At 37.9% G+C, this 14,195-nt stretch carries 8 protein-coding genes; 2 read left to right on the forward strand and 6 right to left on the reverse strand.

Annotated elements, in window-relative coordinates; all coding sequences use genetic code 11:
• Nucleotides 1-8 precede the first annotated feature (8 nt).
• Nucleotides 9-1,712 (reverse strand): single-stranded-DNA-specific exonuclease RecJ, encoded by a 1,704-nt coding sequence (gene recJ / locus AAKU52_RS09685; protein WP_354332782.1) that lies wholly within the window; start codon nucleotides 1,710-1,712, stop codon nucleotides 9-11.
• Nucleotides 1,713-1,771: 59 nt separating this feature from the next.
• On the opposite strand from recJ, the gene AAKU52_RS09690 reads away from it, so the two are divergent.
• On the forward strand, nucleotides 1,772-2,536 hold the full coding sequence (locus tag AAKU52_RS09690) for an MBL fold metallo-hydrolase (protein WP_502931024.1): 765 nt from the start codon (nucleotides 1,772-1,774) through the stop codon (nucleotides 2,534-2,536).
• A 2-nt stretch (nucleotides 2,537-2,538) separates the two neighbouring features.
• Here AAKU52_RS09690 and AAKU52_RS09695 read toward each other — a convergent pair whose 3' ends face one another.
• From AAKU52_RS09695 to AAKU52_RS09715, 5 genes are all read right to left on the reverse strand, one after another.
• Nucleotides 2,539-2,937, reverse strand: a complete 399-nt coding sequence (locus AAKU52_RS09695; protein ID WP_354332786.1) for a response regulator — start codon at nucleotides 2,935-2,937, stop codon at nucleotides 2,539-2,541.
• Between the two features lie 140 nt (nucleotides 2,938-3,077).
• Nucleotides 3,078-5,957, reverse strand: a complete 2,880-nt coding sequence (gcvP, locus tag AAKU52_RS09700) for an aminomethyl-transferring glycine dehydrogenase (RefSeq protein ID WP_354332788.1) — start codon at nucleotides 5,955-5,957, stop codon at nucleotides 3,078-3,080.
• 45 nt (nucleotides 5,958-6,002) lie between these two features.
• Nucleotides 6,003-6,722 (reverse strand): pyridoxine 5'-phosphate synthase, encoded by a 720-nt coding sequence (locus tag AAKU52_RS09705; protein ID WP_354332790.1) that lies wholly within the window; start codon nucleotides 6,720-6,722, stop codon nucleotides 6,003-6,005.
• 267 nt (nucleotides 6,723-6,989) lie between these two features.
• Entirely contained in the window at nucleotides 6,990-8,306 is a 1,317-nt protein-coding gene (ahcY, locus tag AAKU52_RS09710; RefSeq protein ID WP_354332793.1) for an adenosylhomocysteinase, read from the reverse strand.
• Between the two features lie 498 nt (nucleotides 8,307-8,804).
• The gene (locus AAKU52_RS09715) at nucleotides 8,805-9,824 is read right to left on the reverse strand and encodes a PDDEXK nuclease domain-containing protein (RefSeq protein WP_354332795.1); all 1,020 of its coding nucleotides are present in this window, start codon (nucleotides 9,822-9,824) and stop codon (nucleotides 8,805-8,807) included.
• A gap of 807 nt (nucleotides 9,825-10,631) precedes the next feature.
• Between AAKU52_RS09715 and AAKU52_RS09720 the strand changes: the two genes are divergently transcribed.
• A complete protein-coding gene (locus AAKU52_RS09720) occupies nucleotides 10,632-14,078 on the forward strand; it encodes a ThuA domain-containing protein (protein WP_354332797.1) in 3,447 nt (1,148 codons plus the stop codon).
• Nucleotides 14,079-14,195: the final 117 nt, after the last annotated feature.

Consider the following 14,195-nt stretch of genomic DNA (forward strand, 5'->3'; position numbering starts at 1 on the left):
TAAGTATATCAATTATCAATTTTGATCGCTTTAATATTTAGTTGTAATCGTTTTTTTTCCCGCCAAACATTTTCTTCTATTGTATAACAAACGGAGAAAGGCTGATTAGGTTTCAAAGCCAATAGAAATTCAGCCTGATTAAAGCCAATACAGTCAAAAGTACTTGAATTTTGTTGCTTTATAGTCAATTTTAGGTGTTTTGTTCCTACAATATAAGGAATTCCTACGCAAACTACCTGGTGTGAAATAAAAACAGGTGCCATGTTACCCGGTCCAAAAGGAGCCATTTGAGCCAGTATTCTTTGAAATTTACCATCAATTTGTTTCAGGTCAATTTCGGCATCAATATTTATTTCCGGACAAAGCATGTCATCAGTAATACTTGCTGCAACGATACTTTCAAAGCGGTCTGAAAAAGAATTGATATTTTCTTCTTTCATGGTTAAGCCTGCAGCAAATTTATGACCGCCAAATTGTTCCAATAAATCTGCGCAACCTAATAGGGCTTCGTAGAGATCGAAACCGGGTACAGAACGTGCAGAGCCAGTAAGCAAGCCATTAGATGCAGTTAATACAACGGTGGGGCGGAAATAAGTTTCTGTAAGTCTGGATGCCACAATGCCAATAACGCCTTTATTCCACTGTTGGTTATAAACTACTGTAGTTTTCTTATTTATAAGTACCTCGCAAGCTGCAATTAAAGCAAGCGCTTCGGCTGTGGTTTGCTGATCAGTTGTTTTACGTTCTGTGTTATGAATGTTAATAAATGAACTTTGTTCTTGTGCCGGGCCATTTTCCATACATAACAACATCTTAACGGCTTCACGTGCATGATCCATCCGGCCGGCGGCATTGATACGTGGGGCAATGGTGAACACGATGTCTGTTAAAGTAAACTCTTTTGCTGGCCCTGAACTTTGCATCAATGCTTTGAGGCCCATGCTTGGGTAGCCATTCAACTTTTTTAAGCCGTAGTAAGCGAGCACCCTATTTTCATCCTGCACCGGAACAATGTCGGCGGCAATGCTCACCATAACCAGGTCCAGGTATTGCTCATATTTTTCTTTTGAGAATTGATGTGAAATGCAAAAAGCCTGGGCAAGCTTAAAGCCAATGCCACAGCCTGCTAACTCTTTAAAAGGATAAGGACAATCTTTACGTTTTGGATCAAGTACTGCTATTGCATCCGGCAATTCTTCACCCGGTAAATGATGGTCACAGATGATGAAATCTACACCTATGCTATTTGCATAACTCACTTTGTCGTTAGATTTTATACCACAATCCAAAGCAATAATTAAAGTAAAACCATGGTCTTTGGCATAATCAATACCCAGGGTAGAGATGCCATAACCTTCTTTATGACGGTCAGGTATATAATATTCAATTTGATTGGTAAACTGCTTGAAAAAGCTGTAAGCCAAAGCAACAGCGGTGGTTCCATCTACATCATAATCACCATAGATCAGTATTTTTTCTTTATTTACTAAAGCGTTGTCAATGCGGGTTATAGCCTTATCCATGTCTTTCATCAAAAAAGGATCATGAATTTCACCCATTGCCGGCCGAAAGAAATGGCGTGCCTCATCAAAAGTGCTAATACCCCTTTGTACCAAAATCTGTGCTAAGCACTTATCAATCTTTAATTCCTCTGCAAGCGCTTCAGTAAGCGCTTTATTTCCCTGTAGCGCCCGCACCCATCTTTTTTCCATATATTTGCCTCGTGATTCGTAAAGATATCATTAATTTTTTCTTACTAATATCTATGTCATTGCAAGTATTCACTTTATACGAAGGTTCTTATTCGGTAGATGCCACTAAAAAATTTCTTCCTTTCAACCCTGCGGTTGATCATGCCAGAGACAGACCTGCTTCCTTATTTATTCATGTGCAACCATTTTTAGTTAAAATGAATAATTTGCTACTATTGTTAGATACCGGTTTAGGGTACAGCAATGAGGCAGGGCAACTGCAATTACATGAGAACATTAAAAAGGCAGGTTTTAATCCCGAAGATGTAGACTATGTATTGATGTCTCATCTTCACTATGACCATTCCGGGGGCATGGTACACCATTATAATGGCAAGATGGAGCTCAGCTTTCCGCATGCTACTTATGTTATACAGGAAGGCGAATGGGAAAGCGCTTTTACCAGTGCATCCACTTCTTACCATACGGAGATATTTGATTTTTTACAAAGAAATGCCACTATGGTTTTTGTAGAAGGATCAGGACAATTTATTGAAGGCATCAGTTATGAATTAACCGGAGCTCATTGTCCTTTTCATCAAACTTTTCTTTTAGATGATGGAACAGATAAAGTATTCTTTGGCGGCGATGTTTTGCCAGAGCCTGAAGAATTGCTGCGTAAGTTTATTGCAAAATATGATTTTGATGGACGTAAAGCAATGGAGCTTCGTGATGAATATGGAAAGAAAGCAGCAGTAGAAAACTGGAATTGTTTATTTTACCATGGAAAGAAAAAGGCCACTGGTTTTGTTACTTATAACGATGGCGTTTTTAAAGTGATATAGTTTTAAGCGCTAGCACTTTTAAATAATTCAACTAAGCGATCAATCGACAATGGTTTTGAAATAAAGCCTTTAACTACATTATAGGTTTTGGCTTTCTCAATGTCATTTTCGTAAACCGAGGAGGAAAGCATATACATGTCTACCACTTTGGTGATATTCATTTTTTCGTATGCTTCAATAAATTCCCATCCGTTAAGGACCGGCATATTGATGTCGATCAACATCAGGTGAGGGAATATTTCCGGACTATCTGCAATTTCATGAAGGTAATCAATCGCTAACTGACCGTTAGTTTTCGCCACCATATTTACGGCGAACCCAGTCTTCTCTACAATCTTTTTAATGATGAAAATATTGATGTCGTCATCATCAATAACTAATAGGTTGATTTTAAAATCCATTTTGGTTTTAGTAAAGAACGCATTAAATTTTATTAAAGATATAAATTAGTTGTTTATTTTTTTAATATAAAAAGATCATTTTAAGTAAAATGATCTTTTTATATTACACTAGTTTTATTAAATGTTTGTAAGCTACTAACTTAACTTGAATATTCTTCCTGGTATGCCTCAATTGGCGGACAGGCGCAGATTAAAGATCTATCACCATAAGAATCGTTTACCCTGCCAACAGAAGGCCAGAATTTGTAAGCTGCCACATAAGGTAGCGGAAAAGCGGCATTTTGCCTGCTGTAACTATGGTTCCAATCATCGCCAGTAACATTAGCTGCTGTATGTGGTGCATTCTTTAAAGCATTATCAACTTTATCGCTCTCTCCATTTTCTACAGCAGCAATCTCTCCTTTAATAGCTATTAAAGCATCACAAAACCTATCTAGCTCATGTTTAGGTTCGCTTTCAGTAGGCTCTATCATTAAGGTGCCAGCCACCGGGAAAGAAACCGTTGGTGCATGAAAACCATAATCCATCAAACGTTTTGCGATATCGACCACTTCGATACCGAAGTTTTTGAAACTTCTGCAATCCAGGATCATTTCATGTGCACAACGCCCTTTGCTGCCCGCATACAATACCGGGTAATGTTCCTCTAAACGTGCCTTCATATAATTAGCGTTCAGGATGGCAGCTTTAGTAGCATTCGTTAACCCTTCTGTGCCCATCATAGCGATATAAGCATGAGAAATGATTAATATGGATGCAGAACCCCATGGTGCCGATGCTACTGCATGGATAGATTTCTCGTGATTGATGTCGACTACCGCATGGCCAGGTAAATATTTAACCAGGTGTTTTGCCACACCAATTGGCCCCATGCCTGGTCCACCACCACCGTGAGGAATACAAAAAGTTTTGTGTAAATTTAAGTGACAAACATCTGCGCCAATATTAGCGGGACTAGTTAGTCCAACTTGTGCATTCATGTTTGCGCCGTCCATATATACTTGTCCGCCATTGGCATGGATTGTTTCACAAATAGCAATGATGCTTTCTTCAAATACCCCATGTGTAGAAGGGTAAGTTACCATCAGGCAGGAAAGCACCTCTTTATGTTGTTCTGCCTTGGCTTTTAAGTCTTCCACATCAATGTTTCCATTAACTAAAGATTTTACCACCACTACTTTCATACCGGCCATAGCCGCAGAAGCAGGGTTTGTGCCATGTGCAGAAGAAGGAATTAAGGCTACATTACGGTGCCCTTCGCCACGATCCTGGTGATAAGCCCTGATCACCATTAATCCAGTATATTCACCCTGAGCTCCAGCATTAGGCTGTAAACTCATGGCTGCAAAACCAGTAATTTCGCTTAACCATTTATTTAATTCGTTAAATACGGTATAATAACCGGCAACTTGATCAGTAGGAGCGAAGGGGTGTATTTTAGCAAATTCAGACCAGGTTACAGGAACCATTTCTGTGGTTGCATTTAGTTTCATGGTACATGAACCCAAAGGAATCATGGAATGACAAAGAGAAAGGTCTTTTGCTTCTAATGATTTAATGTAACGAAGCATTTCATGCTCAGACTGGTGGGCATTGAAAATAGGGTGTGTTAAATAGGTAGAACGGCGTTGTAAGGCCTCAGGAATAACGGTAACGATATTCTCTTCCTCTAGTTCAGCCTGACCTGCTGAGATACCTTTAACTTTAGAAAATATTTTATTTAATAGTTTAATATCAGCAACACTTGTGGTTTCATCAAGAGCGATGGTTACCAGGCTGCCTTTATAATTTAGGTTGATTTCATTGTCAATGCATTCTCTATGGATAGAGTCTACAAGGTCTCCAAGTTCTACCTGTATGGTATCAAAATAAGCGGTGGTCAGTGTTTTATAACCAATTTTCTGTAATGATGTAGCTAAACTTACTGCCAGGCCATGGGTGCGCTCAGCAATTAATTTTAACCCTTTAGGGCCATGGTAAACAGCATAAAAACCAGCCATGATAGCCAATAGTGCTTGTGCTGTACAAATATTAGAGGTCGCTTTATCTCTGCGGATGTGCTGCTCTCTGGTTTGCAGGGCCATGCGTAAAGCATAATTATTATTTACATCTATAGTAACGCCAATGATACGGCCAGGAATATTTCTTTTATATTCTTCTTTTGTAGCAAAGTAAGCTGCGTGAGGGCCACCAAAACCGATTGAAATTCCGAAACGTTGGGTAGTACCTACCACAACATCAGCACCCCATTCTCCAGGAGGCGTTAATAAGGTTAAACTCAATAGATCAGCAACAACAGTAACTTTAACGTTTTTTTGATGTGCATTTGCGGCAAAGTCGGTGTAATCAAAAACCTCACCGTTGCCAGCAGGATATTGAACTATAGCGCCAAAAAACTTATCGTTGAGTTCAATATTTTGGTGGTTGCCAATAACAAGCTCAATACCGAAAGGATTGGCCCTTGTTTTTAGCACATCTATGGTTTGGAGAAACAACAATTCAGAAACAAAGAATTTTGTAGCCGAGGGGTTCTTGCGAAGGCTGAATTGCATAAGCATCGCTTCAGCAGCAGCAGTACCTTCATCTAATAAAGAAGCATTTGCAATTTCCATCCCCGTTAAATCAATAACCATGGTTTGAAAGTTCAATAAAGCCTGTAAACGGCCTTGAGCAATTTCAGCCTGGTAAGGTGTATATTGCGTGTACCATCCTGGATTTTCCATGACGTTACGTAAAATTACGCCAGGGGTGATCGTGTCATAATATCCTTGACCGATATAAGACTTGAACACTTTGTTTAGAGCCGCCGTTTGCTTTATGCTGCTCAGGTATTCAGCCTCCGACTTCGCTTTCGGAAGGTTTAAAGGCTGCTTTAATCTGATTTCTTTTGGAACTGTTTGTTCAATCAATTCATCAATAGAATTTACGCCAATTGTCGATAACATTGCAGCTGTATCAGCTGTATTTGTGGCAATGTGGCGATTTTTAAAGTCTTCTTTGTAATGGATATTTAAGCTCATATATTGTAGCAATAAAAGTTGGCGCAAAGGTAAGAAATTTCCGGGTTAGTTGGTTAGTTGACGCAGATACATTTGGATGGTGTTTTCCAGACCAAGATATAAGGCGTCAGCAATTAAAGCATGACCAATAGAAACCTCTAAAAGGTTGGTAACGTGTTGGTTGAAATACTGTAGGTTGTGCAGGTCGAGGTCATGTCCTGCGTTGATGCCCAGGCCTAATGCTATTGCTTTATTAGCGGCAGTAATATAAGGTGCAATTGCTGCAGCTTTATCCTGATGAAAATGCTGTGCATAAGCCTCCGTATAAAGTTCAATTCTGTCTGTACCGGTCGTAGCTGCGGCTTCAATCATTGCTGTTACCGGATCTACAAATATGGAAACGCGGATTCCTGCATTTTTAAACAAGGTGACCATTTCCCGGAGGTAATCCTGGTTTTTTATGGTGTCCCAACCATGGTTAGAAGTAATTTGGCCTTCGGTATCTGGCACTAAAGTAACCTGCGCAGGTTGATTGGCTAAAACAAGGTCTATAAACTTTTGTTCTCTGCAGTTACCTTCAATGTTTAATTCGGTAGCAATAACTGCTTTTAAGTCAAAAACATCCTGGTAACGAATGTGTCTTTCGTCTGGTCTGGGGTGTACTGTTATTCCTTGAGCACCAAAACGTTCACAGTCTAAGGCTACTTTTACTAAATCGGGATTATTGCCGCCACGACTGTTACGTAATGTGGCTATTTTATTGATGTTTACAGATAGATTTGCCATGCACAAAGGTAAGGAATATTGAAATTATAAATCCAAAATCTTTTAGTGATGAATGGGCCTCAGTTGATAGTGAGTCAAGGGTGAGTCCACAGTGAGTCAAGGGTGAGTCAACCTTTTGTCGAAGAAACCCTTGACTCACCCTTGACTGAATGTGGTCTGTCTATTGATTCAATAGGAGGGGGATAGGGAGTGAGGTTGTGAATACAAAAAAAAAGGCCTTCCTTTCGGAAAGCCCTTTTAAATTACTATTAAATTAAGGTTACTTATTTAGTATCTGTAAGCTTCAGGTTTAAACGGACCTTCTACAGGAACGCCAATATAATCTGCCTGGTGCTGATCTAAAACATCTAATTCTACACCAATTTTAGCTAAGTGTAAACGTGCTACTTTTTCATCTAAGTATTTAGGAAGCACATAAACTTTATTCTCGTAGTTTGCTGTGTTTGTCCACAATTCTAACTGCGCCAATGTTTGGTTAGTGAAAGAGTTAGACATTACGAAACTTGGGTGACCAGTTGCGCAACCTAAGTTTACTAAGCGGCCTTCAGCTAAAAGAATAACATCTTTTCCGTCGATGGTATATTTATCAACCTGAGGTTTGATTTCTACTTTGGTATCGCCATAGTTTGTATTTAACCAGGCTACGTCAATTTCATTATCGAAGTGACCGATGTTACAAACAATAACTTTGTCTTTCATTACTCTGAAGTGTTCTGCACGAACGATGTCGCAGTTACCTGTTGAAGTAACTACAATGTCTGCTTCTTTAACGGCAGTAGCAAATTTCTTTACTTCATAACCTTCCATAGCAGCTTGTAATGCACAGATCGGATCAATTTCTGAAATGATAACACGTACGCCCTGAGAGCTTAAAGATTCTGCAGAACCCTTACCTACATCACCATAACCAACAACAACGGCAACTTTACCAGCCATCATAATATCTGTAGCACGACGGATGGCATCAACTAATGATTCACGGCATCCGTATTTGTTATCGAATTTAGATTTGGTAACGGAGTCGTTTACGTTGATTGCTGGAATATGCAATGTTCCGTTTTTCATGCGCTCGTATAAACGGTGAACGCCGGTAGTGGTTTCTTCAGATAAACCTTTGATTGCTGCAATCAGCTCAGGGTATTTATCGAAAACCATGTTGGTTAAATCACCACCGTCATCAAGAATCATGTTTAATGGCTGGCGATCTGGACCGAAATGTAGGGTTTGTTCGATACACCAGTCAAAATCTTCTTCATTTAAACCTTTCCAGGCATAAACTTGGATTCCTGCAGCAGCCATGGCAGCAGCAGCGTGATCTTGTGTGGAGAAAATGTTACATGATGACCAGGTTACTTCGGCACCTAATTCAACTAAAGTTTCTATTAGAACTGCAGTTTGAATGGTCATGTGCAGGCAACCAGCAATGCGGGCGCCTTTTAAAGGTTTTGAAGGGCCAAATTCTTCACGCAATGACATTAGACCGGGCATTTCTGCCTCTGCTAATCCGATTTCTTTGCGGCCCCATTCTGCCAGTGAAATGTCCTTAACTTTGTAAGGAACGAAAGTTGTCTCTACTGATGACATAAATTTATTATTTAATTGAATGATTATAAATTGCTTATTTGATTTTTTGAAAATGTTTGCACACATATTTGCAAACATTTTCTGATTATCAGGCCACAAAAGTAAGCAATTTTGATGTGAATAATAAGTACTTAGCGGTTTACAATTTTTAGGAATTTAAATTATACATTAGGAATACAATTCTTTATTACATCTACTAATTCCTTGCAATTCCAATCATAAAACGAATATATAATAAGTAGCGGTTGTTACAATAAAATAATATATCCTTATTAAGATATCATTGTAGAGGGTACTGAATTTTAGGACTTGACCATACTTTTTTGCATAATTATCGTTCCTTAAGATTTTCTTTTTATCGTAGTTGTTAGTGAAACTTACAGCTATAATAAAGATAGAAACAAGTCAAGTGTAACGCAAGGCGTACTTTTTTCCATGAAAGCAAATCACAATAATTCCAGAAGAAGTTGGAATCTATAGTTAGATTGACATCACACTTTACTTATTATCAATATTTTCCTTCCCTTCGAAGCTATCCAATTCCTTATTTACCTCTTCCAATAATTGTTGTTCCGTTGGAAGGTAAAGTTTATATTGACTTGCTATAATTTGTCTTTCACCCTCTGGCAGTGTAAACTTAACCACTGCATCGTTTTTACTAGCGCAAAGTAATATTCCGATCGTTGGGCTTTCATTTGGAAGCTTTTCCATGCGGTCATAATAATTAACATACATCTGCAATTGCCCAATATCCTGGTGGGTTAACTTAGTAGTCTTAATTTCGATGATTACAAAACACTGCAACAATCGGTTATAGAATACGAGATCTACAAAAAACTCATCTCCTTCAATATGTATACGCTTCTGTCTTGCTACAAATGAGAAACCGTTTCCCAATTCTAATAAAAATTCCTGAAGATGTGATATAATAGCATTTTCTAAATCTTTCTCGTAGTATGAAGCTTCTCTCTTTAATCCAAGAAATTCTAAAAACATTGGGTCTTTAATAATTTCTTTGGCATCAGAAGGAAGTTTTTCATTCTTTGCAACTGCTAATACACTTTTTTTTTCATTACTTAACAAAAGACGTTCAAACAAATTACTATAGATCTGTCTTTCTAATTGACGAACTGTCCAATTATTCTTGATAGTTTCGGCTATATAAAATGTCCTGTGGTCTTCATTTTCAAGGCTTAACATTAACTTATATTGACTCCAGCTTAATTGTGCATACAGTGTATGCACAATTGGAAACGTGCGGTAAAATTGACGATATAAATTGATTTGCCTTCTAGAGAAACCACTTCCAAATTCAGGTTGTAACTGTTCCGAAAGATATTTAATAAGAAATGATCCATATTCAGCTCTATCTTTTCCTTGCTGTTCTTCTTCGAAAACTCTCTTGCCAATATGCCAATACATTAGCGTGCGCTGATGGTCGATAGCACGGATAGCATTGTCTTTAGATTTAGCAATAATATCAATTATATCGCTGATAATGGATTGATTGATTAGCATTTTTGACAATAATTTTTTTGTTATAAATATACAATTTAAAAAAAAACTTGTTAGACTGATCTATTAAATTGTGTAGCTCTGCAATTGTGTCCTCAGTGCGGCCGTAATTGCAAAAATTCCTGAAAATTGATTGCAGTCTCACCATAAGCCATTAAGTATGGATACAGGGTTGCTAGCCTGATTTTCGGCCTCTAGCTCTTACTGAATTCAATCCGTCTAGAACAAATTGAGGGGTTAGACATTTGGGAATACAAAGAATCGCAAGTCTTACCACTTGCAAAAACAGAAATTAACGAATTAAATAATTATTTACAAAATAAAGATTAATTATAGTGCACAGCACAACAGCAAGCACAAAACTCATCAATCATTGTAAATAGTTGCGCTATATTTATATCAACGTAACTAAGCAAGTCTAATATAAAAATCTTATTACAATAAAAGATGTTCAACAAATCAGAAGAGCCCTTAGCGAAGTGATTGATACCTATCTATCTTCGATTTTACAGTTTAGTGCTGGTCTTAAGATGTTTTCTGGGTTTTTAACTCAACACCAAATTTTTGCTGATAATGGTGGTCTTGAAGCTAGTTGATTCATCTACGAGCTTTCCATACTTTACTTTTGGTTATTCAAAAGAAAAATTTATACATTTATAAAGATTTAAAATAAGGTAAAATAAATTAAGATTTTTTGATCTTTTAATATTAGCTATTTTTAAGTAGTAATAAATCAAGTTTTGTAAACAGGTAAAACAGTTATAAATAGAGCATAAATTAATCAGGTTAATATTAAACTATTAAATAAAAATGAATTCAGATACTTCCCATCAAACATCTTTCCGCAATAAAAACAACGTTCATTTTAAAATTAAATCGTTTATTTACTTAGCCCATATTATCTGTATAGGGCTTTTCATGCTTTTTTCATCTTGTAATAAAAGATCAGGTAAACCAAGAATACTTGTCTTTACTAAAACCGCAGGCTTTTACCACGAATCTATTCCATTGGGTGTAAAAGCAATAGAGAAATTAGGTAATGAAAATAATTTTGAAGTAGATACAACCAGCAATGCTGATTTTTTTATACAGGATTCTCTGAAAAAATATGCAGCTATAGTTTTCTTACATACCACCGGAGATTTGCTTAATCATTATCAGGAAGCTGAATTTGAACGTTATATTCAAGCGGGTGGAGGTTTTATGGGCGTTCATGCTGCTGCTGATGCAGAATACGATTGGGGCTGGTATAACAGATTGGTAGGCGCTTCTTTTGAGAGCCATCCAGAACAGCAGGAAGCTGTTTTAAATGTTATTGATCAAAATGATCCTTCAACGAGCCATTTACCTAAACAATGGAAAAGAAAAGATGAGTGGTATAACTTTAAGAAAATCAGCAAAGATTTAAATATACTCATTACTATAGACGAAAGTAGTTATAAAGGTGGGAAAAACGGGGGTAACCATCCCATGGCCTGGTACCATGATTTTGAGGGTGGGAGATCGTTTTATACCGAACTGGGACATACCGATGAGTCATTTCAGGAACCAATGTATCTCAAACATATTTTAGGTGGGATTAATTATGCGATTGGCGAAAATAAAAAACTTGACTATGATGCTGCTAAAACCCTGCAAGTGCCAGAAGAGGACCGTTTTGTAAAAACAATGTTAAGCGAGGGCAGTTTTTTTGAACCAACAGAAATGGCCATCCTGCCAAACTTTGATATTCTTGTTGCACAGCGACGCGGAGAGCTGATGTTATATGACAATACCACCAAAAAAGTTAAACAAGCGGGTTTTTTGAATGTATATTATAAAACCACAACAGAGGGTGTCAATGCGGAGGAAGGCTTATTGGGAATCACAGCAGACCCCGACTTTAATAAAAACAATTACATTTATTTGTTTTACAGTCCGTCAGATACCTCTGTAAACCGGTTGTCACGATTTGTATTTAAAAATGGCACGCTGGACAATAAATCTGAAAAAGTAATAATTCAATTCTATTCTCAGCGTGAAATTTGCTGCCATACGGGCGGTTCAGTAACTTTTGGCAATGATCGCATGATTTACATTTCAACAGGTGACAACTCAACGCCTTTTGATGAAAAAGGTCAAGCTTATGCAAACCACGGTTTTGCTCCATTGAATGATGATCCTGGGCATTTACAGTATGATTCAAGACGGTCGGCAGGTAATCCAAACGATTTAAGAGGAAAAATACTTCGGATTAAAATTAATGAGGATGGTAGTTATAGTATTCCTGAGGATAATCTCTTTGCAAAAGATAACCCTAAAACCAGGCCGGAAATTTACGTTATGGGCAATAGAAATCCTTACAGAATTTCTATTGATAAAAAAACCGGTTATCTGTATTGGGGAGAAGTTGGTCCGGATGCAAGTGTAGATAGTCTAGACACCAGAGGCCCGAAAGGTTACGATGAGATGAACCAAGCCAGAAAAGCTGGAAATTTTGGTTGGCCATTATTTATCGGTAATAATATTCCTTATCGTCAGTACAATTATACCACAGGGCAAAGCGGAGAGGTATTTGACCCTGCCAAGCCTTTAAATAACTCCAGAAACAATAGCGGACAAACCCAATTGCCACCTGCCCAGTCGGCATTTATATGGTATCCTTACGGACCGTCCAAAGAATTCCCTCAGATGGGGACAGGGGGCCGAACAGCTATGACAGGCCCTGTATATTATACAAAGGATTATCCAAAAGAACACCGTTACCCTGAATATTACAACGGAAAGCTTTTTATTTATGAATGGATAAGGAATTGGATTAAGGTGGTTACTATGCAGCCGAACGGGGATTTTGATAAGATGGAGCCCTTCATGGAACATACGAAGTTTAAGAGTCCGATAGATATGGAAGTGGGACCAGACGGAAGGATTTATATATTGGAATATGGCTCTGGATGGTTTTCTAAAAATCCTGATGCAGGTCTTTCCCGATTAGATTATATTTCAGGAAACCTGCCACCGAAAGTCAGTGAGCTAAAAGTCGATAAGACCAGTGGAAATCTTCCCTTACAAATTAAAGCAAGTGTTACAGCGAATGATCCCGAAAAGGGCAGTCTGACCTATCTTTGGTCCATTGGAACTGTTACCAAAGAAACAAAAGAGCCATTTCTTACCTACACGATAAACAAGCCAGGAGATTATGATATCAGTGTAAACGTTATGGACAAAGAAAAAGCTTCAACAAAAAGCAATACCTTATCTGTTTATGCTGGAAATGAAGAACCGCGGGTAATTATTTCTTTGCAGGGTAATAAAAGTTTTTATTTTCCTTCACTACCCGTGGTCTATGATATCCATGTTGACGACAAAGGCGAGGCGGTTGATTTAAAGAACTTGTATGTTTCAACCGATTATGTACAGGGAACAGATATGTCGGGGTCTTCAATGGGACATCAGGTAATATCAGAAACTATTTTAGGAAAAAACCTGATGTTGTCTATGGATTGCAAATCTTGTCACCAGTTAGATAAAAGTTCAATTGGTCCTGCTTTTATAAAAGTTGCGCAACGTTATTCGAATAAACCTGATGCTTACGCACAGCTTACGCAAAAAGTTATAAAGGGAAGTAGCGGCGTGTGGGGCGAGGCAGCTATGCCAGCACACCCAAGTCTTAAGGTTGATGATGCCAAAAAAATCATACAATGGATCTTGTCTTTATCAAATGAGGCCTCAAAGAAAAAATCATTGCTTCCTAACGGAAAAATACTGGTAAAGGGCGACCCTAAAAAACAAGATGCAGTCTTTGCAATGACCGCAACTTATACTGATAGTGGAAATAACGGATCCAAGCCTCTCTCAGGTACTAGAACGGTTTATTTGAAAAACAGCTTGTTGAAGGGTGGTGATTTCTCCACTGTATCAGGATTTGAGACACTTGATTCTGCAGGAACTAAATACCTCCGCTTTCCAGCTAAAGAAGGGTATTTGAAGCTCTCAAAGGTTGATCTTTCCAAAATTAGTGGGTTGCAAATTACAGGTGAGGGTAAGAATTTTCCTGCTGATTATAAAATAGAGATCAGAACTGGTGAGACTGAAAATAGTCTTATCGGTTCAGGAAGCCTGAAATTTAATGCTAACAGGCAAAAATATTCGGTTACCATTGCTATAAAACCTGTTATTGATGGCAAAGCTCATGATCTTTACCTTTATGTGAAGGCAGCACATCCTTTATCAGCGCAACTGCCGATATTTTTAGCCGTACAATTATTATCCAAATAAAAAAGAGAAGTTAATTAAGGATATTCTAAGCGCTATGTTGTTTGTAAATGGTAGTCAAAATTGAGTTGACCCGCAAATAATAAGCTATCTATTGAAGAAATAGAAGCACTTTAGCTT

It is taken from the genome of Pedobacter sp. CG_S7, from assembly GCF_040544395.1.
Classification (GTDB): domain Bacteria; phylum Bacteroidota; class Bacteroidia; order Sphingobacteriales; family Sphingobacteriaceae; genus Pedobacter.

Excerpts from the sequence above, each read along its gene's own strand:
- AAKU52_RS09705 (WP_354332790.1), bottom strand. The coding sequence starts at position 6,722 with ATGGCAAATCTATCTGTAAACATCAATAAAATAGCCACATTACGTAAC.
- AAKU52_RS09695 (WP_354332786.1), bottom strand. The coding sequence starts at position 2,937 with ATGGATTTTAAAATCAACCTATTAGTTATTGATGATGACGACATCAAT.
- ahcY (WP_354332793.1), bottom strand. The coding sequence starts at position 8,306 with ATGTCATCAGTAGAGACAACTTTCGTTCCTTACAAAGTTAAGGACATT.
- AAKU52_RS09720 (WP_354332797.1), top strand. The coding sequence starts at position 10,632 with ATGAATTCAGATACTTCCCATCAAACATCTTTCCGCAATAAAAACAAC.
- gcvP (WP_354332788.1), bottom strand. The coding sequence starts at position 5,957 with ATGAGCTTAAATATCCATTACAAAGAAGACTTTAAAAATCGCCACATT.
- AAKU52_RS09715 (WP_354332795.1), bottom strand. The coding sequence starts at position 9,824 with ATGCTAATCAATCAATCCATTATCAGCGATATAATTGATATTATTGCT.
- recJ (WP_354332782.1), bottom strand. The coding sequence starts at position 1,712 with ATGGAAAAAAGATGGGTGCGGGCGCTACAGGGAAATAAAGCGCTTACT.